General features: G+C 24.6%; 23 protein-coding genes, 3 tRNA genes and 1 pseudogene. 19 read left to right on the top strand and 8 right to left on the bottom strand.

The features are described from left to right. The 6 genes from LQ356_RS02610 (at window position 1) to LQ356_RS02585 (ending at window position 4,134) form a co-directional block, all read left to right on the top strand. On the top strand, window positions 1–1,110 hold the full coding sequence (locus LQ356_RS02610; RefSeq protein ID WP_405311316.1) for a hypothetical protein: 1,110 nt from the start codon (window positions 1–3) through the stop codon (window positions 1,108–1,110). Window positions 1,111–1,136: 26 nt separating this feature from the next. Continuing rightward, the gene (ftsZ, locus tag LQ356_RS02605) at window positions 1,137–2,288 is read left to right on the top strand and encodes a cell division protein FtsZ (RefSeq protein ID WP_405311314.1); all 1,152 of its coding nucleotides are present in this window, start codon (window positions 1,137–1,139) and stop codon (window positions 2,286–2,288) included. A gap of 126 nt (window positions 2,289–2,414) precedes the next feature. Beyond that, window positions 2,415–3,086: a 16S rRNA (uracil(1498)-N(3))-methyltransferase gene (locus LQ356_RS02600; RefSeq protein WP_405311313.1), complete on the top strand. Its 672-nt coding sequence runs from the start codon at window positions 2,415–2,417 to the stop codon at window positions 3,084–3,086. Between the two features lie 87 nt (window positions 3,087–3,173). Further along, on the top strand, window positions 3,174–3,608 hold the full coding sequence (rplM, locus tag LQ356_RS02595) for a 50S ribosomal protein L13 (protein WP_405311311.1): 435 nt from the start codon (window positions 3,174–3,176) through the stop codon (window positions 3,606–3,608). 1 nt (window position 3,609) lies between these two features. Beyond that, complete coding sequence (gene rpsI, locus LQ356_RS02590) at window positions 3,610–4,026, top strand: 30S ribosomal protein S9 (protein WP_405311309.1); 417 nt, start codon at window positions 3,610–3,612, stop codon at window positions 4,024–4,026. Window positions 4,027–4,057: 31 nt separating this feature from the next. Then, window positions 4,058–4,134, top strand: a tRNA-Ile gene (locus tag LQ356_RS02585). Window positions 4,135–4,257: 123 nt separating this feature from the next. Here LQ356_RS02585 and tyrS read toward each other — a convergent pair. Continuing rightward, on the bottom strand, window positions 4,258–5,499 hold the full coding sequence (gene tyrS, locus LQ356_RS02580) for a tyrosine--tRNA ligase (RefSeq protein ID WP_405311308.1): 1,242 nt from the start codon (window positions 5,497–5,499) through the stop codon (window positions 4,258–4,260). A 107-nt stretch (window positions 5,500–5,606) separates the two neighbouring features. On the opposite strand from tyrS, the gene LQ356_RS02575 reads away from it, so the two are divergent. Continuing rightward, window positions 5,607–6,485, top strand: a complete 879-nt coding sequence (locus LQ356_RS02575) for a DegV family protein (RefSeq protein ID WP_405311307.1) — start codon at window positions 5,607–5,609, stop codon at window positions 6,483–6,485. A 166-nt stretch (window positions 6,486–6,651) separates the two neighbouring features. On the opposite strand, the gene LQ356_RS02570 is transcribed toward LQ356_RS02575, so the two are convergent. The 6 genes and pseudogenes from LQ356_RS02570 to LQ356_RS02545 form a co-directional block, all read right to left on the bottom strand. Next, window positions 6,652–7,671 (bottom strand): IS30 family transposase, encoded by a 1,020-nt coding sequence (locus LQ356_RS02570; protein WP_405311305.1) that lies wholly within the window; start codon window positions 7,669–7,671, stop codon window positions 6,652–6,654. Between the two features lie 268 nt (window positions 7,672–7,939). Next, window positions 7,940–8,194 (bottom strand): annotated as a pseudogene (gene rpmA, locus LQ356_RS02565) (50S ribosomal protein L27); the annotation flags it as partial. Continuing rightward, on the bottom strand, window positions 8,194–8,502 hold the full coding sequence (gene rplU / locus LQ356_RS02560) for a 50S ribosomal protein L21 (RefSeq protein WP_405311304.1): 309 nt from the start codon (window positions 8,500–8,502) through the stop codon (window positions 8,194–8,196). The pseudogene rpmA and the gene rplU, both read right to left, overlap by 1 nt. A 105-nt stretch (window positions 8,503–8,607) precedes the next feature. Beyond that, a complete protein-coding gene (locus LQ356_RS02555; protein WP_405311302.1) occupies window positions 8,608–9,573 on the bottom strand; it encodes an ABC transporter ATP-binding protein in 966 nt (321 codons plus the stop codon). Next, window positions 9,573–11,318, bottom strand: coding sequence for a hypothetical protein (locus LQ356_RS02550; protein ID WP_405311300.1), 1,746 nt, complete (start codon window positions 11,316–11,318; stop codon window positions 9,573–9,575). The genes LQ356_RS02555 and LQ356_RS02550 overlap by 1 nt, the downstream gene beginning before the upstream one ends. A gap of 39 nt (window positions 11,319–11,357) precedes the next feature. Next, the gene (locus tag LQ356_RS02545; protein WP_405312177.1) at window positions 11,358–11,762 is read right to left on the bottom strand and encodes a cytidine deaminase; all 405 of its coding nucleotides are present in this window, start codon (window positions 11,760–11,762) and stop codon (window positions 11,358–11,360) included. Window positions 11,763–11,887: 125 nt separating this feature from the next. On the opposite strand from LQ356_RS02545, the gene rpsP reads away from it, so the two are divergent. From rpsP to LQ356_RS02505, 8 genes are all read left to right on the top strand, one after another. Further along, complete coding sequence (gene rpsP / locus LQ356_RS02540) at window positions 11,888–12,154, top strand: 30S ribosomal protein S16 (protein WP_405311299.1); 267 nt, start codon at window positions 11,888–11,890, stop codon at window positions 12,152–12,154. A 2-nt stretch (window positions 12,155–12,156) separates the two neighbouring features. Next, window positions 12,157–12,834 (top strand): tRNA (guanosine(37)-N1)-methyltransferase TrmD, encoded by a 678-nt coding sequence (gene trmD / locus LQ356_RS02535; RefSeq protein WP_405311298.1) that lies wholly within the window; start codon window positions 12,157–12,159, stop codon window positions 12,832–12,834. Further along, window positions 12,824–13,180, top strand: coding sequence for a 50S ribosomal protein L19 (gene rplS, locus LQ356_RS02530; RefSeq protein WP_405311296.1), 357 nt, complete (start codon window positions 12,824–12,826; stop codon window positions 13,178–13,180). The genes trmD and rplS overlap by 11 nt, the downstream gene beginning before the upstream one ends. Window positions 13,181–13,335: 155 nt before the next feature. Then, window positions 13,336–13,908: a thymidine kinase gene (locus LQ356_RS02525; protein ID WP_405311294.1), complete on the top strand. Its 573-nt coding sequence runs from the start codon at window positions 13,336–13,338 to the stop codon at window positions 13,906–13,908. Window positions 13,909–14,144: 236 nt separating this feature from the next. After that, entirely contained in the window at window positions 14,145–14,540 is a 396-nt protein-coding gene (locus LQ356_RS02520) for a type III restriction endonuclease subunit M (protein WP_405311292.1), read from the top strand. Beyond that, the gene (locus tag LQ356_RS02515; protein ID WP_405312175.1) at window positions 14,468–15,937 is read left to right on the top strand and encodes a site-specific DNA-methyltransferase; all 1,470 of its coding nucleotides are present in this window, start codon (window positions 14,468–14,470) and stop codon (window positions 15,935–15,937) included. Before LQ356_RS02520 ends, LQ356_RS02515 begins: the two co-directional genes overlap by 73 nt. Then, window positions 15,938–17,185, top strand: a complete 1,248-nt coding sequence (locus LQ356_RS02510) for a TOPRIM nucleotidyl transferase/hydrolase domain-containing protein (RefSeq protein WP_405311291.1) — start codon at window positions 15,938–15,940, stop codon at window positions 17,183–17,185. Next, the gene (locus LQ356_RS02505) at window positions 17,172–19,661 is read left to right on the top strand and encodes a DEAD/DEAH box helicase family protein (protein WP_405311290.1); all 2,490 of its coding nucleotides are present in this window, start codon (window positions 17,172–17,174) and stop codon (window positions 19,659–19,661) included. Before LQ356_RS02510 ends, LQ356_RS02505 begins: the two co-directional genes overlap by 14 nt. A 64-nt stretch (window positions 19,662–19,725) precedes the next feature. Here the strand turns inward: LQ356_RS02505 and LQ356_RS02500 are convergent, their stop codons facing one another. Next, window positions 19,726–19,854 carry a hypothetical protein gene (locus LQ356_RS02500; protein ID WP_405311289.1) on the bottom strand — a complete coding sequence of 43 codons (129 nt, stop codon included), beginning with the start codon at window positions 19,852–19,854 and terminating at the stop codon, window positions 19,726–19,728. A 136-nt stretch (window positions 19,855–19,990) separates the two neighbouring features. Here LQ356_RS02500 and LQ356_RS02495 point away from each other — a divergent pair. From LQ356_RS02495 to LQ356_RS02480, 4 genes are all read left to right on the top strand, one after another. After that, window positions 19,991–20,066, top strand: a tRNA-Thr gene (locus tag LQ356_RS02495). Between the two features lie 2 nt (window positions 20,067–20,068). Next, window positions 20,069–20,153 (top strand) — tRNA-Leu (locus tag LQ356_RS02490). 60 nt (window positions 20,154–20,213) lie between these two features. Beyond that, window positions 20,214–21,095 carry a tRNA pseudouridine(55) synthase gene (locus tag LQ356_RS02485; RefSeq protein ID WP_405311287.1) on the top strand — a complete coding sequence of 294 codons (882 nt, stop codon included), beginning with the start codon at window positions 20,214–20,216 and terminating at the stop codon, window positions 21,093–21,095. Then, window positions 21,082–21,885, top strand: a complete 804-nt coding sequence (locus tag LQ356_RS02480) for a YcsE-related riboflavin metabolism phosphatase (protein WP_405311285.1) — start codon at window positions 21,082–21,084, stop codon at window positions 21,883–21,885. The genes LQ356_RS02485 and LQ356_RS02480 overlap by 14 nt, the downstream gene beginning before the upstream one ends. Window positions 21,886–21,887: the final 2 nt, after the last annotated feature.

Genomic DNA, 21,887 nt, shown 5'->3' with positions numbered 1-21,887 from the left:
ATGAAAAAAACTATTATTACTGTATTGAAATTTTTAAAAGAATATGTTGAAATTGAGGCTATTGAACAAACAAAAGATAACCAAATTTTGCCTATTTTTAACAATGCAATTAATAGTTCAACTTCTGATTATGAAAAGAAATTATTTATCAAAGAATCTAAAGTTAATATCGAAAAACTTGTTGGCGGAAAAATTACAGAAATGATGATTTTAATTTCATCATACTTTGAAGCAAATTTAAACACTAATATTTATTCATTTGAATTAAATAAAAGAAAAGAATTTACAAAGCAAAATTTATCATATTATGACGAAATAATTGCCACAAATATTGATTTAAAAGAAAAGAAAATTATTAAATCAACTTTAAACAAAGTTGTTGAATTAGAAAATAATAAGTTAAGAATTATCAAAACTATTTCAACAATAAATGCCGATTTTTATAACAAGTTGACTGAGTATACATCACAAAATAAGTTAAATATATCTAATATTTTATTATTTGATGAGATGAAAAGCAATAATTATAAAAATGATGGTATCAATTTATTTATCGATTTAAATAATGATGAATTAAAAATAAATTTAATAAAAAACAAAAAATTATTAAAAACTGAAAATCATTCATTTGGCACGAATGAATTGCACAAAAAGCTTTCATTAAAATACAGTTTATCTCCTCGTAATGCATACTACATAACTGAAAATGCATTCAATGATATTTATGCAAATACATATACTATGAGTTTGAATGCAGATGCCCTAAATGATGAAATTAATAATTTTTATAAATGCATTTCTAATAAAATTACTAATTTTATTATGAAAAATAATTTAAATTTATTAAATTTAAACATTAACTTTTATGGAAAATCAATTAGTAGTGCAATGCTTAAAAATTACTCAACAGATTTATTCAAAACAAATTCAATTAATTTATTGAGTAAATCTGATGAATTTATTTCAGATGAAATGTTAGGTTTAATGAATTGCTTAGTTAATTCAAAAGAAACTAATGATAATAATTTAAGTACTACTGAAATATTTACCATTAATACAAATATAATTAGAAATAATAAAATTAATAAAAGACGTTTAATGTTTGTATAATATTCTATTATTAAAAGGAATAAATTATGAATATTGATGATGACAAAAACTATAATCCCGTTGCTCAAATTAAAGTAATTGGTGTTGGCGGCGGAGGAAACAATAGTATAAAAACTTTATTAGGTACTAAGCTTGATGGTTTAGATTTTATTATTGCTAATACTGATAAACAAGTTTTAGAACAATTTGATAAATCAATGGTTTTGCAATTAGGCGATAAAAAAGGATTAGGTGCTGGAGCTAAACCTGAAATAGGAAAAGCAGCAGCGCTTGCATCGGAAGATGAAATTAAATCTAGACTTAAAGGTGCTGATTTAGTTATTATTACCGCTGGAATGGGTGGAGGAACCGGAACAGGTGCTTCACCAGTAATTGCAAAAATCGCCAAAGAATGTGGAGCATTAGTTGTTGCAATTGTAACAACTCCATTTGACTTTGAAGGACCAAAACGAACAAAAATTGCCAAAGAAGGTATTCAAGAATTAATAAAATATGTTGATTCATATATTATTGTTTCAAATAATAAATTATTAATGCAATATGGAAACATATCGTATAACGATGCCTTTACTTGTGCTAATAATGTTTTAAAGCAAGCTATTAGAACATTAATTGATGTAATAGCTGTGCCTGGTATTATAAATCTTGATTTTGCCGATTTAGAAACTATTATCAAAAATAGTGGTGAAGCTGTTGTTGGAATTGGTTCAGGTTCAGGAGAAGATAGAGCTACAAAAGCAATTACTTCTGCTATCTCATCACCAATATTAGAATCAAGTATTGTTGGTGCAACTGATGCAATAGTATATTTTGTTGCTTCAAAACAAGTAACACTTAATGAAATTCAAAAAGCATTAAATGCTATGCGTGAATTAGTTGGTCAAGATATGAATATTATTTTTGGTTTGACTAATACAACTTCTGATGAAAGTGATAAATTAGGTGAACTTTTTGTTTCTGTTATCGCAACAGGTTTAAAAGACGATGCACCTAAAGACCCTCAAGATATTCAAAAGCAAATCTCTGATAATCTTTTGAAATCAACTGAAATAGAATTTGAGAGTGACAAAACTAAAGAATTTTTAGTTAAAAACCCTTATATTCCAAGTGATTTTTTGCAAGACAATGCAAAAAATAACATAAACGATGATTTAGCTGATATTTTTAAGAAAATTTAGATGATGTAAGAAATTTAAATACTTAAAAAATCATTATTTCATTAAAGAGGATAATTTCCTCTTTTTTTATTATCCTTCATAAATAATAATTTACAATTATTATACTAATTTAATTTAAGGATAATAATGTATAAATTTTTTTGCAATACTTTAAATAATAATTATTTTTATTTCGATGATGAACTAAAAAAACATATAAAAGTTTTAAGACTTAATAAAAATGAAATTATTTTGATTAATTATCAATCAAAATTTTACAAGTGCAAAATTGAGGATTTTAATAAAGCTTTACTAATTGAAAAATTAGCAATAAATAATGAATATGATTTTAATGTTATTGTAGCTATTCCTTTAATTAAACAAGCAAATTTTGAGATTGCAATTCAGAAGTCTGTTGAATTAGGTGCTAAAATAATTATCCCTTATATTTCAAAATATACCGATAAATCAAATTTAAATATCATAAATGATCAAAAACTTATAAGACTTAAAAGAATAATTTTAGAGGCTAGTCAACAATCGTTTCGAAATATTATTCCAGAATTAAAATCTATTATGAATTTTGAAGAACTAATAAATTACGATTGCAAAAATAAAATTTTAGCTTACGAAAAAACAAATGATAACAAACTAAATTTAATTAGTGAAGACACATTATTTATTGTAGGACCAGAAGGTGGATTTAATTTAGAAGAAATTGAACAAGCAAAGCAAAAAAATGTTAAAATTATATCATTGACCAAAAGCATATTGAGATCTGAAACCGCGTTGATATATATGCTTTCAAGAATTAAATAACTATTTATCATTTATGGTATAATGATAAGAATATTTTATGTATGTTTAATTTATGACAAAATATATTAATATAAATAAAGGAAAAATATGCGTCAAACTACAATAGTTAAAAAAGAATTAGTTGATAAAAAATGATATTTAATTGATGCTAAAAATATTCCACTAGGTAGATTAGCAGCTAAAGTTGCTTTAATTTTACGCGGAAAAAACAAACCTACATTTACACCGAATGTAGATATGGGTGATAATGTGGTAATTATTAATGCAAAATTAGTATTATTAACTTCTAAAAAAGATGAATTAAAAATATATTACCACCATACAGGATATCCTGGTGGGCTTAAAAAAATTACAGCTAAGGACTTGCGTGAAAAACATCCAACAGCATTAGTTGAAAAAGCAATTAGAGGAATGTTACCACACACAAAATTAGGTCGTAAACAATTTAATAATCTTTATGTTTACGCTGATGAAAAACATATGCAAGAAGCACAAAAACCTGAAAAAATTGAGGTAAAATAATATGGCTAATAAAAAACTACAAAAAGAATTAGTAAGATATTATGGTTTAGGACGTCGTAAGGCATCAGTTGCTCGTGTTTACATTATGCCTGGTACTGGTGAATTTAAAATTAATGATAAAGATGCGAAAAAATATTTAAATTCAAGTATTTTAATCCAAGATGCTTTAAGTCCTTTTGAAGTAACTAATACCTTAAATACATTTAATATTAATGCAAATGTTTATGGTGGTGGACTTACAGGACAAGCAGGAGCAATTAGACTTGGAATTGCAAGAGCATTGCTAGAAGCTTCAAATAATGAATATCACAATAAATTAAAAGATGCTGGATTCTTAACACGTGATGCAAGAGTTAAAGAACGTAAGAAATTCGGATTAAGAAAAGCACGTCGTGCACGTCAATTCTCAAAACGTTAATATTTATTCAACAGATTAAAATCTGTTTTATGCGAGCGTAGCTCAGCTGGTTAGAGCACACGACTGATAATCGTGAGGTCGATGGTTCAAGTCCATTCGTTCGCACCATTTCAAGAGATTGACAAAATTAAATATGAAGGGACCCCTTCATATTTTTTATATAAAAATGCAACCCTATTAAATTTTTTGTAGCGTTGCATTAGCGTTGCATTTTTGATATTACAATTTAATTTATTTACTTTTTAATATGTAAAAATCTTTTTTACCTTTTTTAAGTAATAAATATTTTTTTGATTTAGAGAAAATAATTTTTTCATCTAAACTTTCTACGGTTTTTCCATTTATAGTCAAAGCTTTATTGCTAATAAATTCTTTTATTTCACGATTAGACGATAATATTTTATTTTCTTTAATAAAATCACCAATTGTGTTACTTGACTCATAAATAAATGAAGGTAGAAATCCTAAAAGCAACGAAAAATCATCATCATTTAATTTATCAATATTTTCAGATTTACTAAATAAAATTGAACTAATTTTTTCACATTGCATTGCAACATTTTCAGAATGAATTGTTTTAATAACGTTAAATGCTAAAATTTTTTGTGCCTTACGTAAATGTTTATCTTTTTGATGCTCATTAATAATATCGTTTATTTCATTTGTATCAAGGAAAGTTAATCAAAGAAGTAATTCATTAACTTTCTCATCACTTTGATTAAGTAAAAATTGATACATATTATATGGTGAAGTCATTTTAGAATCTAATCATAAATTATTTCCACCAGTGCTTTTACCAAACTTATTGCCGTTATCATCTAATAATAAATTTGCAGTTATACCAATAGCATTATTATTTTCACCATTAGTTTTTCTAATTATTTCTAATCCTGTTGTTATATTCCCTCATTGGTCAGAACCGCCAAGTTGAATTTTTACATTATACTTGTCATATAATGTTTTAAAATCTCAACCTTGAATTAATTGATAAGAAAATTCAGTGAAGCTTAACCCCTTATCTAGTCTAGTAGCAATAGATTCTTTATTCAATAAATAATTGATATTAACTAAAGTACCGATATTACGTAAAAAATCAACTAATGTTCAATTTTTATAAAAATCTAAATTATCAATAACTGTGATTCCAAATTTTTCAAGTTGTGCTTTGATTTTGATTTTATTATTATTAATTTCTTCAATGGGTAAATATTTACGTTCAGATACTCTAAAACTCGGATCACCAATCATTCCAGTGATTCCACCAATTATTGCAATCGGTTTATAACCAAATTGTTTAAATCTTAATAGGTTTGCAATTTGAACATAATTACCTAAATGCAAACTTGAAGCGGTTGGGTCAAATCCTGTATAAATTGCAACTTGTTCGCGAAGATTAATAAACTTATTAAAATCGGATATATTATTAAATATTCCTCTTTGCTTTAATTCTTCAATAACATTTATTTTTTTCATAATAAATCCTAAAAACATTTAATTAAATTTATTTAATTATATATAAAAGGTATTTAATAATGAAAAATATATATAATAATTTAAATTAATATTTTAAAGGACACTATATGAAAATTAAATATATACTTGATTCTTCTTCTGGATTAACGGAAGAACAAGCTAATGCTTATGGATGAGAATTGCTACCTTTACAGGCAAACATTGATGAAAAATCTTATTCAATTGGCAAAGATTTAAATTTACAAGATTTTTCTAAAATATGAAAAGAAAATCCCAAATGTATTGTAAAAACTTCATGTTCATTACCCGGTGATGCACAAAAAATAATTGATAAATATTTAGATGAATATGACAAAATAGTGATTTATACTATTTCAAAAGAACTTTCAAGTCAATACCAAATGCTTAAAACTATTTATGCTGACAACAAAAAAATATATATTATAGAAAGCAAAAAATTATCATATTTATTAATTAGAGATATTCTTTTATTTCAAGAAGCACTTAATGAAGGTCAATCATTTGATAAAGCAACAAAAATTTTTAACCAAGAAAATGCAAAATTATTGTTAATACCTGAATTTAATGATGCTTTGGTCAAGGGAGGCAGATTAACAAAACCTGCTGCCGCTATGGCTCGTTTATTTAGAATTGTTCCTATTATTCAATTCAAAGAGGGAAGTTTAATTAAATATGGATTGGGACATGTTTTTCGCAAAACATTAATAAAACAAGCACTAGATATTGTTAAAGATTATAAAAAAATAACCGATGATGATTATTTTTTAATTATTAATGCAGATAATAAAAACATAAAAGAAATTGCCCTTGAAATCAAAAATGCTATTAATTTTAAAGAAATATATGTAATAGATCTATCTGTTGATATTACTATCCATACAGGTATTGGTGCAATTTGCTTAACGCTTGAAAATATACCGGCATCAATAAAAGATAAGTTTTTCAAATTTGCAACCAAATATTAAAAAAATTTAAAAAGAAGAAATTACTTTCTTCTGCTAGAAAGTAATATGAAGTGCAACACTATGTGCTTCATATTTTATTTTATCTTTTTTCAAAAATTCATGTATTAAAAAATAAAAAAATATGTTAAAAATAAGCACGTAGGGTTTTGGAATTAAATATTAATAATTATTCAAAAATCTTATTGTAAGTTTCAATTAAATTTTCCTTGTAATATTCTAATGAAGAATTTCAGTTCAATATTTTTCTACGTTTATAATTAATTTCTAATGTTACTTCTTTAATGTATTCAGGATCAATTTCATCAAAATTAGTTCCTTTAGGAAAATATCTTCTAAATAAACCATTTCAATTTTCATTGCTTCCCTTTTGCCAAGATGCATATTTGTCTGCAAAATATATGCATATATTAAATTTATAAGCTAATAATCCTAATTTTCTAAATTCAAATCCATTGTCAGTTGTAATTGATCTAACAGGAATATTGTTAGAACCTATAAGTTTAGAAAGAATTCTATTTAAATTATCTGGATGTTTTCCCTTTATCATTGCTGTATAGCAAAATCTAGTTTTTCGTTCAACAAATGTAATGATATGATATGCTCCACGAACATTTCTGCCACAAATAAGATCTAATTCTCAATGACCAAACTCAGATCTATCATTAATTTCTTGTGGACGAGTTCAAATTGGCTTTACATATTTAGCGCCAACTAATCTATCAATTATATTTGTATTTGCTCTTTTTCCGCCCTTTTTATAATATCTTCGCAGTAATTGTTTCCGTTGTATAGCCCATTTTCCTGAATTTATCCAATTAAAAATTGTTTTAAGCGAAGGGATCTGGTAATTAAAATTATTTTTAATATAAAAATAAGTATTTTCAACCATTCATTTTTTACCATCATATAATGCTACAAATTGATTAGTAAAATCTTCATATTTTTCATATATATGACGATCTCAAAAATAAAACTTGTGTTTATGTCTAGTCATAGCTTTTGTATGAGCTATTTCAGGATTATATTCTAAATTAAAGCAATCGAAATTCCTTTTGATTTCTCGTGATATGGTTGAAGGACTTTTTTTAATTTCTTTAGATATTTTCCTAATTGAATAATTTTTACTTAAATATTCTTTTATTAGAATTCTATTGGTATAATTTAAATGATTATAATTATTAATCATGAGTAACCGCCTTCTGAAGCAAAATGGTTGCTCTTTTTTTATAAAAATGCAACCCTATAAATTATCTCATAGTGTTGCACTTGATATTACAATGTAGCAAGAAGAAATTACTTTCTTCTTTTTTTAGTTATTATTTCTCTACTTTTTTAGGTGTAGATTTTGTGACAACTACTTTTTTTGTTGTAGCTGTTATTTTTTTGTTAGTGATAGAAGTAGTTTTAGGTTTTGCTGATGCTACTTCTTTTTTAGGTTGTATAGATTTTTTAACTTCTTTTTCTGGATATACAGATGCAAATTTACGGTTGATTCGATCTTCGAATTTAACAATACCATCAATTAATGCAAATAGAGTATGATCTCTTCCGATGCCTACATTATTACCAGGGAATATTTTTGTTCCTCTTTGACGATAAATAATGCTTCCCGCTAAAATAAATTGACCATCTGTTGCTTTAACGCCTAGTCTTCTTCCAGCGGAATCACGACTGTTTTTAGTTGTTCCACCAGCTTTTGTATGTGCCATTATTTAGTCCCTTCTGAAATTGCAAGAATTTTAACTCTTGTATAAGGTTGACGATGACCTAATTTACGTTTATGTGTACTTTTAGCATTATGACGGTATACAACTATTTTTTTAGCTTTGCCTTGTTTTTCAATTTTTCCAGAAACTGAAGCATTTTTGATATATGGTGATCCAACTTTTTCATCAATCACTAACACTTTAGAAAAAGTTATTTTTTCACCTTCTTTACCTTCAATTTTTTCAATAAAAATTGAATCTCCGGCTTTAACAAGAATTTGTTTTCCGCCAGTTTCAATAATAGCAAACATTATGCTCCAATCTTATATTTTGTCACATCTTTAAGGTACTATTTATTAGTTTAAAACCTTTTTAGAATGGTTACTCTATAAGTAACACATATATTATAATGATTTTTATTTTTTTGTATTTATTTTATTTTTGTCAAAATAAATATCAGATAGTTTAATATCATTTTCAGAAAAGGTAGAAAATGCAAAATTGTTTTTAATAATTTCAGCTAATAAATTATTTTTAATTTCATTAGTTTTTAATTCTAATAATATCGAATCATTTTTAAGTTCATAATTAATATTTAATTTATTTAAAATAGATAAAAAATCATTTTGTTTTGATTTATCAACAAGAGTAATTTTTCAATTAAATTCTAAAGTTTTATTTTTGTCTTTTAAAGAAGTAGATTCAATTATTTTTCCATTTTCAATAAGTGTATAGCTATCAACATATTTTTCAAGCTCCGATAATATGTGCGATGAAATAAAAATAGTTTTTCCTTTTTTATGAAACATATCTAAAGCTTCATAAAATTCATTTCGACTTATTGGGTCTAAATTTGCAGCCGGTTCATCTAAAATTAAAAGATCCGGTTCCAAAATTAATGCTTGAATTAATAAGACTTTTTTCTTTTGACCTGATGATAAATTTTCTGGACTTTTATCAAATTCTTTACCAATTAAATTATATTCTTGCATTAATTGTTTAACTTTTTCTTTTGCTATTTTTGGTTTAATATTTGACATGCATGCAAAATAATATAAATATTCATAAGTATTAAGATTTTTAGGAAAAATAGCAATTTCAGGAATATAGCCAATTTTTTCTTTAGTTTTTATTGAATTAAACTTATATCCATTTATAAACATTTTACCTTTTACATTAGAATAAAAACCTAACATTGATCTTATTGATGTAGTTTTTCCAGAACCATTGGAACCAATAAAACCATGAAATTGGCCTTTTTTAACTTCAAAAGATATATTATCTAAAGCTTTTTTATTTTTAAATGTTTTGGACACATTTTCAAATTTAATTGCAATGTCTTCAAGCTTTTCATCATAATTATTTACTTTATTATTTTTCATTATTTAAAATTCCTTCTTTTATGTACAAGATAACCTAATCCTAGAAATAAACTAAATAATATAAGAGGTAAAACAAATGAAAGTGAAGGTGGCATGTATTTTTTAACTGAAATTCTTTTTAATGTATGTTCATTTGCTTCAGTGAAAGCATAATTTAACAATGATTTAATTTTTTCTACTTCATATGAATTATTATCATCTTTTGATAATATTTTTGAAAATTTATTTAACATTTTCTTTTCTTCGTCAGTACTACTATTGACTTTATTAACAGAAATTATGTCGATATATTTTAGCTTATCCTTATTACCTGCATAATATTTAGCTAATAAGTAAAGAGATAAATTATGTGTGTTAAACATAACACTATTTATAATATTAGTAATTTTTCCTTCAGGTTTATTTGTATCATATTCAATAAATTTGTTTGCTTCTTTATATATTTCTTCATATATCTTATTAAAATTGCCATCAAATTTATCTAAATTTAATTCATTTATTTTTGCATAAGCTTTCAAAATTAAATCGTTAAATTCTTTTGATCTATATATGTCTTCAATAGAATTAAGATTTCTAAGAAAATAGTTTGCTTTATTTATTTCATCCATAGCAAATTGATTATTTTTAAATAACTTTCTCATATTTAACAATGAAGTTAAAATATCTTTTTTATATTCATCAAAATATAAAGGTGATTGTTTATCATACAAAGAAGTTTGAAATAAAAGATATTTTTTTATGTCTCCAGATTTATTTTTTAATGTAAAAGTGTCATACTTACTATAGTCAATACTTCCTTTTGAAACTTTAGCATAATAATCATATTCATTTAATGAATCAAAACTAGCTGATGTATTTAAAAGATGTGAAGTTATATTTTGAACATGTTTATATCAAGAAATTCAATTAAAATAAGGAGATACAATTTTATCATCTTGTTTTATTTTATATATTGATTCAATTTCTCAAAAATTTAAATTATTTTTCGCTTTCATATCAAAAGTTAAAACATTATTTTTTAATTTAGAATTTTCATCATATATTTTTGAAAATTGATTTATGTCAATGTTTCCTTTGTTAAAAGTTAAAGGAATTTGTTGCTTACTATTAATTGATCTTGTAACTGCATTATAAAGATTACGGTTTTTATTATGATCAATTAATGATATCAATGGAGAAGTTGCTCCTAAAATTAAAGGGGAAACCATTACAATTGGTAAAACCTTAAATGATAATTTAGCTGATACTAAATATCCAAAAGTTGAAAATACCATTAAAAATAGGAAAGGAACAATAAATAAAGTTAATGCAATTTTACCCATATTAGCTTTGTTGATATGAATTGAACTTAGAAAAATTAAACTTAAAAATCATATTGCAAACATACAAATTAAAACAGGAATCATAATAGCAAAATAATTTGAAAAATAAATGTTTCTTTTTGAAACAGGCTTTGAATACATTAAAACATCAATCCCATTTTTTTTATCATCGTGATAAATTAATTCAATTAGATAAATTAAATAGGCAATAAGAATAAATATAGACACAAATAAAAGTCCCATTGTAATTCCAAAAATTATTTCAGTTTGTTTATTGATCTGAGTAATATATAAACTATTTTTATTTATTAAAATTGAAAATAAAGTAATTAATACTATTCCTAAAAATAAAAATATTGAAGGAATTAAATAAGTACCTAAGCTTTTAGATAACATTCTTAACTTCATTTTAAAATAAGCCATAAATTTTCCTTTATAAATAAAAATGTTACATTTGTAACATTAAAATTTTATATCCTTGTCTTGAACTTGAAATGGAACTAATTCTTTAATTGATCTAATTTCATATTTATCCCCTGTTATGTTATAAAAATGTACCATTCCATTTGGTTCCATAAAATGTGTCATAACTTGTAAACATCCACTGCAGCAATATAAAATTCCCTTAGAATTACTAATTACATGAACTTCCTTAAAAGAACCAACTTTAGCGCCTTGTGCAACTGAACCAAATAAACAAGCTCTTTCGGCACATATTCCACTAGGGTATGCAGGATTTTCAACATTAACTCCATAAAATTCTTTCCCATCATTGGTTTTAGCATAGGCTGCAACATGTACATTTGAATATGGGCAATAACTTAAACTTAATTTAGATTTTAAATTTTCATATATTTCTTTATTCATTTTTTTCATACTTATATTTTAGCATTTATTATACTTAAATTAAATATTTAAAAGTGTCAAGTATTTTTGCTTGACATTTTTATTTTATGGTAAAATTTTTCTTAATTATTTAGAAAGGAATTAAAATGGTTAAATTAAGACTTAAAAGAGTAGGAAAAAAATTCCATGCAACTTATAAAATTGTTGCTTCTGATGTAAGAGCACCACGTGATGGTAAATTTATTGAAGAATTAGGTAATTATGATCCTCATTCAAAGAAATTAAATTTAAATTATGAATTAGTAACAACATACTTAAATCAAGGTGCAAAACCTACTGATACTGTTAGAAATCTATTAAAAATTGATAATTTCTATGCAAACTATGTTTCAGCTAAAAATGCTAAAAAATAAATATGAAAATTAATATATTAAGTTTGTTCCCTCAATACTTTGAAGCATTTAAAAATCAAAGTATTATTGCAAAAGCACAAAAATTAGGTCATTTAGAAATAAACATAATCAACTTTAGAAATTTTTCAAAAGAAAAACACCATAAAGTTGATGACACTGTTTATGGCGGCGGTGATGGAATGCTTTTACAAGTAGAACCAATTCATTTAGCTTTAGAAACCGTAAAAGATAGTTATAAAATATTACTTTCGCCACAAGGCAGGAAATTTAATCAAAAAATAGCTCACGAACTAGCAAAGCATTCAAAAATTACTTTGATTTGCGGACATTATGAAGGTTTTGATGAAAGAATATTAAATTTTGTTGACGATGAAATTTCTATTGGAGATTATATTCTAACAGGAGGAGAAATACCGGCTATGGTAATTTCTGAAGCTATTGCAAGATTAGCTCCTGGAGTAATTAAAAAATCAAGCCATCAAAATGAAAGTTTTGAAAATGATGGTTTACTTGATTATCCTCAATACACAAAACCTGCTAATTATTTAGGATATAAAGTTCCTGAAGTATTATTGAATGGAAATCACAAAGAAATTGAAAAATGAAGAAAAGAACAAGCTTATTTAAAAACTTATAAAAATCGTAAGGATATTATAGAAAGGATTAAAAATGAGAACTAAACTATTAGAAGAAGTTGAATCTGAACAAATTAGAAAAGACCTTCCTGAAATTAGAGAAGGATATAATGTTAAAGTTCATGTAAGAATTAAAGAAGGTAACAAAGAAAGAATTCAAATATTTGAAGGACTTGTTATCGCAGCTTATGGAACAGGAATTAATAAATCAATTCAAGTAAGAAAAGATTCTTATGGTATAGGTGTTGAAAGAATATTTAAACTTAATTCACCATTAATATCATCAATCGAAGTAACTAGAAAAAATAAAGTTAGAAGAGCAAAACTTTACTACATGCGTGATTTACAAGGTAAATCTGCTCGTCTTAAAGAAATTAAAAATACTAAATAAATAAAATATAAATATCTTAATAAATTAACAAAATATATAAACTATAAAAATTATTATTTATAGTTTATTTTTATTATTTATTTTTAATAGTAAAACATAATAAGTCATAAAATTATTTTAATATAATTAAAACAAAATAAAATAAATGAGGAAATATGTATAAAACTTTTAATGATGGAATGATAGAAATAATAACTGGTCCTATGTTTTCAGGAAAAAGTGAAGAACTTTTAAAAAGATTAAGAATTTTAGAATATGCAAAATTAAAACCATTAGTAATAAAACCAATATTTGATAATAGATTTTCTGAAAATAATATTGTAAGCAGATCTGGAGTTAAACATATTACTCACACTATAAAGAATATTGAAGAAATTTATGCATTATTAGAAAAAGATACTTATAAAGCTATTTTGATAGATGAAGCTCATTTTTTTAATGAATCAATAGTAAAAGTAGCAGACGATTTAGCTAATAAAGGTTATTTGGTTATTATTTCTGGCCTTGATTTAAATTACCTAAGAAAACCATTTAAGCATATGGCTAAATTAATGGCAATAGCCGAAAGAGTTACAAAATTACAAGCAATTTGTGTTATATGTCAGCATGCCGCATCAACAAGTTTTAGAAAAATAAAATCAAATAAAATTAATTTGCTTGGAGATATTGATGAGTATGAAGCTAGATGCAGAAAATGCCATATTATGGGCGAAATTAAAAAAATATAGACAATTTATTTTATTTAATTACTTCTTATCATTATATGACTTTACGATTAAATTAAAAGTTCTGTTGAAGAAGTTATGAAAAAAGTTCACGAAATATAATTTCTAATCTATTATTCGCAAAGATTCATATGCAAAAGCATATGGATTTTTGTTTTTTATCTAATATTCAACGTATTTCATTACATATTTAGCATATAATAATATATTAGTAAATTTAATTATAAGGAGATTAATTTATGTTAAAAAATTTATTAGAAAATTATTGCAACAAAATTGATGAATTAGCACCCGCTACATTTAACGAAGATCAAAAAATTCTTGCAAAGAAAATTTTAGAAAAGGCAGATGAAAAAGACTTGCAAAATATTTTTCAAATGCTAATTCAAAGAATTAAAATCGGCTTTACATTTGATGTTGCACCAACATATCAAAAAGAAGATGAGCAAAGTGTCGCCTTACTAAAAAAAGACGAAAATAGATCTTTTAAAAATTACGAAAACACTTCAAATATAGAAAACACTTTAATTATTGGTGAAAACTATGATGCTTTAAAAAACCTATTGGTTATAGAGAGAGAGAGAGAGAGAGAGAGAGAGAGAGTTCATCGCGTAGCGATGCATATTATGATGTAATTTATATCGATCCTCCTTATAATACAGAATCAGCAAAAGATGATGGTAACCATTTAGCAGATGAAAAATCAGATATAGCACCATCAAAGTTTGTTTATCGCGACAAATTTAGTCGTAACGGCTGACTAAATATGCTAAATGAACGCTTAAGATTAGCAAAACAACTCCTAAAAGATGATGGAGTAATTTTTGTATCAATTGACGACAATGAACAAGCGTATTTAAAGGTATTAATGGATGAAATTTTTGGAGAAGAAAATTTTGCAGGTACTATTATTCACAATAAAAGTAATGCACAAAATGATGCTCAAAACATAGAAAAAAACCATGATTATATTCATTGCTATATAAAAAAAATTGATAATTTGTTAAAAACAAGCTTTGATTCAAAAAAAGAAATTAAAAAAGATAAAAATGGATACTATGTGGAAACAGGTATGACAATGGGAGGCGGAATTAGTGGAACTCTAAATGGTCGGCCACTTTTAGGTTGAACAATTTATTATAATCCACTAACAAATGATATTGTGCCTTTAATGGATTATGATATTAATCTAGCTAAGGCTTCAAATAATGAACTTGCAATTTATAAAAATGATGATAATTTGTTAAAAAAAGGTTATCAAATAATCAGGCCTCCCAAAAACGGTCAAAAACTAGGGCGTTGAAAATGAAGCTATGAAAAAGTAATCCAAAATTTAGAGAACATTATAATAAAAAAATCTTCGAAAAATGAATATAACTTTTCTATTTATAGAAAAACATATTTAACAATTAGTGATAATGATGTTATTTACAAAGATAATAAATATTATGTGAACCATCAAAATAAAGTATCTTCGAAAAGCATAATAAATTTATCTAGTGGGTTAGGATCGATAACACTGAAAAACCTTTTCGGTTTGAAACCTTTTTCAAATCCAAAGTCAGTTCAGCTAATTAAATATTTGATAAACTTAAAAACTTGAAAATTTAAAGATTGTCGAATTCTTGATTTTTATGCTGGATCAGGAACGACAGGACATGCAGTTATGGAATTAAATAAAGAAGATGGTGGAAAACGTACATATACATTAGTTACCAATAATGAAAATAACATTGGATATGATGTTTGCTATGAAAGACTATATAGAGTTAATAATGGTATTGGAGCAAATAACGAAACATTTGAATGAATTAAAAAAAATAAACCATATAAACAAAATTTAAATGTGTTTAGTATTGATTATTATGATACTTCAATATTAAAAAAAGATGATAATGATTCAATTGCTAAAATTAAAAAAGCTTTAAATAAAGAAATTGAAGAATTTGGAATAATACCATCTGCAAATTTTAATGTTGATATTTATTATGATCTGTTGTCATTAAAGCCAATTTTAAAGGTAGGTAAATAAATGCGCGGAAAATTAACAATTTATATTGGCCCAAATGGGTATGGAAAAACAAAAAAATTGAATGTGGAATATGATAACAAGAAGAATTCATCAATCTTTTTGGAGTCTGAAATTTTGTTAACCAATGAACTTAAGCCATTAAACAATAGTACATCAACTGATTACTTTTTAAATGAATTGTTTAATAATGATAATTTGAATATTGTAAAAAATCAATTATTAGAAGAAGGTAAAAAAAGTATTGATACTAAAAAAGAAAAAATTAAAAAAATAGTAGATAACATTTTAAAATTGAATGAAAGCACGACTGAATTGGATCTAATTAAATTTAAAAACGAACTTTCTTTAAAAGATATGTTTACGATAGACACAAAAATATTAGATTTAATGGGAAGCGGACAAAAAATGTTATTGCTTCTTGATCTTGTATTAGATTTCAATAAAGATAATATTTTTCTTGATGAACCTGAAAAATATATGCAACCTAATTTATTAAAAATATTAGCCTACAAATTAAATACTTTGCTAAAGTCTGGCAAAAACATTTATATTGCAACTCATTCACCAAAATTATTATCTTTTCTTAATTTGAAAATTGATGATATTGAAATAATAAATGAAAAAAGAAAGAAAAATGAAAAAGAATGAGCAACTAAAAAAATAAATCTAGAAATGGCAATTGATTCTTTAATTAAAGATAAAAATATTGAAGAAAAAATAATTAAATCTAAGGATGATAACAAAATTATCAATTCAAAAGCTAAATCTTACTATGATTTAAAATTAATCGAAAAAAATATAATTAGCAACCATAAATATGATTTTTTTAATGCTTTGTTTGCAAAAAAAATTATTATTTGTGAAGGATTAAATGACGAAATATTTTTAAATTGATTAAGCAACAATGAAGAATTTGATGATTATTCGATTTTTAAAACCTTCGGAAAAAGCATAATGCCTGTTTTTTTAGAAATATTCAAGCAAGTCTCCAATAATGTAATCTGTGTTTTTGACAAAGATGATGAGAATAACGAAACCCACAAAATATTAAATCAATATTTAATCAAGTCATGCATAAAGAATTGCTTAATATTTAATAAAAATCTTGAATCAGAATTAGGATATAACGGTGAAAAATATGATTTTTTAGATTTCATTTCTTTTCTAGAAAATAACTGTAATAACATTAAAAATAAATATATAAACATTGTTTTTGAAAAGATTGGTGACACCAATGAAACTAACTAATACTCAACAAAATGCAGTTAATGAACTAGTTAATGAATTTGATCCAAATAACAAAAATATTGTCTATTTTAAAGCACCTACCGGCTCTGGCAAAACATTTATGATAGCTAATGTGATTAATGACATTACAAAAAAATATTTTGGTGAAAAATTATTATTTGTAATTGCAACATTATCATCTGCTGAACTTCCAAAACAAATGGAAAATAATCTAAATGACTATAAGCATTATCTTGATTTTGGTGCATATCTAAATATAGAAAAAGTTGATTCTCCTTCAAATTCAAAAAGTAGTAGTAAATCTGACACTGTTTATTCAATTATTGCAGATAAAAATAAAGTGTTAATTTTTGGTACATCATCTTTTGGAAAAAAGAAAATTTTCACTGAAGAAGGTGTATTCGATGCATTTATTGATCAAATTAAAAATGAAGAATATAAACTTATTTATATTAGAGATGAAGCACATTATGGTGGCGAAACCAATATTACAAAATCTAAATATCTTGATTTATATAATGATAATGTGGAAAATGATAAACAAATTGCATCTACAAAAGACGAAGCAATTAAATTTGAAGCTAAAATGCAGCAAATTGCTCAATATGTTATTAAAATGACTGCAACACCAAATAACAAGCAATTTAAACAAATTGTTATTACTGATAAAGATTTAGAGCAAGACAACATTAAACTTTTAAAACCAAATTATTGTCAAAATGAGGATATTAAAAGTTTAAATGTTAATATTCTTTCGAACAAAGATATTTTAGAAATCGCCTGCACTAAATTCAAGGAAATTAAATCAAAATATATTGATAAAGTAAATGAGCCTTCATTAATTGGTATAAATCCTGCGATGCTAATTCAAGTTAGAAATAAACATAGCAGCGAAATAACTGACAACCAATTTGATGAGGAAATTAATCAAATTATTTCAATAATAAAAAGTCATGGTTTAACATATGCAATTTATTTTGGTGATGACAAATCCTCAAATAAATTTGAACTAACAAATATTAGAGAAAAAATTGACTTAAAATCAATTTCACAAAATAATTCTGATATTGATGTCATTATTTTTAAAATTGGGCCCGCTACTGGTTGAAATATCCCAAGAGCTTGTATGCTGGTACAACTTAGAAATGTTTCATCGGATACTTTAAATGTACAAATAGTTGGTAGAATTAGGAGAAACCCTAATCCTAGTTTTCCAGACGATGAGCTTATGAAAATAAATCCAAATTCAATTTCTAAAAATTATTATGTTTATTCGAACTATGAAAAAAGTAATCGAGAATGAAGTTACTATATATTGCAAGATAAATTTAAAAAAGATATTGAAGACTTTAAATTTTACAATGGTCAAATAAATAGAAATATTCTAAAAGAAACTGCGAATAATGAAAAATATAATCATGAAATTCTTGCATTAATTGACAAAAAACAAATTTTAAATTATATTCATGATGAATTAGAAAATGAATACAATAAAATCCATAAATTAATTGCTGAAAAAGAGCAAATTAAAGATAATAATGGAAATTATGTTGAAAGAGAAAAAAAGTCTTTAAGAAATGCTATTGAATTAGAAATGTATATAAATGAAATGTATAAAATCAATCAAAACTATATAAGTAAAACGACAATTAATAATATTAACTCTGCAATTGATAAATGGTGAAATATATTAGACAATGATAATGAGAAATATTCAAGAAATCTAATTTGATATGCTATTTTTAAATGTTATTTAAATGACATTAAAAAACTCCATAAAAAAGCAATAGATATTAGAAAAAAAGAAAATCAAGACTTGCAAGAATTTGAACTTATCGATGTTAAAAAGCTTCCATCTAATTCATACCAATGAAATACAAGCAACTTTATAGATATGTTAGATAGTAGCGATATTAAAACAACTGAAAAAGAACTTAATTACGCATATGTAAATAGTGACAATAAAAGCAATAAGCATTATTTGGATAGTAATCCCGAACAGTTCTTATTAAATAAAATTAAAGATGAGTTTAAAGAATTATATGTAGACTACATTGATGAACCTAATAAATTTAATGAAGAAGTAAAAATTTGAACTAAAAATCCTACATTTCATGGTATTAATTATGAATATTATGAAAATGAATATGAAATTAAAAATTCATTTCCTGACATTATAATTAAATATAAAACACATCAACTAATTATTGAAGTAAAACAAGACAATGATGATCATAGTAATAATGGTAAAATAAATAATTTACTAAAAGCTTACGAAAAATATATTGCCGAGAAAAAAGAAAAATTAATATCAGATGATTTAACTTTATCAATTGCTTTAGTTAGCGCTTCTCCTAATGAAAAAGTTAGATTTAAAGGTTATTCAACAAAACAAGAAATTAATGAATATTTAAATAACCACAAAGAATCATCGTTTCATACATTTTTTAAGAAGATTCAAAATTGTACAAAATAATTTTACAAAGTTGACATCTATTAGATGTTAGCTTTTTTATCGTTTCTTAATGCGATAAACTGTTTTAGTGAAATATTATATTTGTTGCTATAAGCGAAGCGTTTTCATTTATATATTTTTCTATATAAGTAATTAGAACAATTCGATAGTTTTCATAATCATTTAATGTATTTTTTACAATTTTAACAATCATAAAAATCCACCTTTCTAAAATAAAATATATTTTAAAAAAAGCGGATAAATTAAATGAGATTTGTTATAAATATATAAAGTAAATTACATAATATTTTTATAAAAGATAATTTTTATATATAATTTAAATGTTTTATGCCGTCTTAGCTCAGCTGGTAGAGCAACTGACTTGTAATCAGTAGGTCGTAGGTTCAAGTCCTATAGACGGCACCATTGCGCGAGTGGTGAAATTGGCAGACACGTTAGTTTTAGGCACTAATGCTTTCCGGCGTGAGGGTTCAAGTCCCTCCTCGCGCACCATATATTAAATTACCGTAATTATGTTTATTTATAAACATAATTTTTTTTAAAGAAGGATATATGTTTTATGCAATTAATAAACCAAAAAATATTTCATCATTTAATGAAATAAAAAAATTTGCAAATGAAAATAATATTTTAAAAATTGGACATTGTGGAACATTAGATCCTTTAGCTTCAGGTTTATTAATTGTAGCAACTAATGAACACACTAAGTTAATAGATTATATTTACTCAAATTATAAATGCTATAAAGTAAGTGTAAAACTTCATTTTTCATCACCAAGTTATGATGAAGGAAGTGAAGTTTCAAAATTAAATAACAATATATCTATAACTAAAAAAGCTTTACTTAAAGCATTAAGAGCATTAGAAAAAACTAAAACTCAAATTCCTCCGATTTTTTCCGCTAAAAAAATTAATGGAATTAGAGCATATGAATATGCTAGAAAAAATAAAGAAATTAATTTAAAATCAATAAATATTGATATTAAATGATTAAGGCTTATTTCATTTAATATAAAAAATCAAACTTTTATTTTTAAATGCAATGTTTCTAAAGGAACTTATATTCGAAGTTTAGTTCATGACTTAGGATTAACATTAAAAACAGATGCAATTGTTACAAATCTATATCGATATTCAATTGGGAACATAAAAATAAAAAATTTCAAAAATAAAAAAATAAATAATTTTAAAAAGCTTTTTAATGTAAAATTAATAAGCTTGAATATTGAAGATTTATATAACATTCTTAATAAGAAAGAAATATTCAAAAATAAATATTGCAACATAAATACCAATATATTATTTATGTTCAAAAAACAAATAATTGCATATGGACTAATTGAATTTGGTGTATTTAGATTTACCAAAATTTTTTATCCCCAACTAGAGGCAATTATCAAAAAAAATAAAGGTGATTGTAATGACAAAATATAAAGTTATTGTATTTGATGTAGATGGGACTTTATTACCATTTGGCGTTCAAGATTTAAGCCCAAGAATGGTTGAAATGTTTGAAAAACTAAAAGCAAATGGTTATATTAATGTTTTATGCTCCGGAAGAGATATTTTTACTATTGGAAAACAAATTGATAATCCTTATGTTGATTATTTTGTTGGTGCGAATGGAACATTTATTCTTGATTTAAAAACAAAAGAATATGTCTTTGAGAAAACAATTAAATATGATGATTTTAAAAAATTTCATCAATTTGCCATTAAAAATAAATTGCCTTTCTCGTTTGTTGGTGATAAATGAGGATATTATAATGAACTATTTAATATAGATCATTGATTTTATAAACCATTTAAAAAGAATTTTATTTCTGTTGATGAATTCGAAAAGCAAAACGACAAAAACTATTTAATTACTATATCGACAAAAGAACCACATGAACTTGCCTTAAAATTAACAGATTTTTTTATTAGAGAAAAACTAGATCTATGAGTATTAGCAGAATGAAATGGTGGTGTTTTTATCTCTGCAAAAGGAATTACTAAAGCTACAAGTTTAGAAACCCTTGCAAAATTATTAAATTGTTCAATGGAAGAGATGGTTGCTTTTGGCGATGCTGAAAATGATATTGAAATGCTTAAGTCGGTTGGACTTGGGATTGCAATGGGGAATGGCGAAGATGTAACTAAAAATGCAGCTAAAGAAATATGCTTACCCGTTACTGAAGATGGTCCTTATTTTAAATTACGTGAAAAAGGATTTTATTATTAATA

Source organism: Metamycoplasma faucium, assembly GCF_045160055.1.
In the GTDB taxonomy this organism is placed as follows: domain Bacteria; phylum Bacillota_I; class Bacilli_A; order Mycoplasmatales; family Metamycoplasmataceae; genus Metamycoplasma; species Metamycoplasma faucium.
This window is presented reverse-complemented; position numbering and strand designations above follow the sequence as displayed.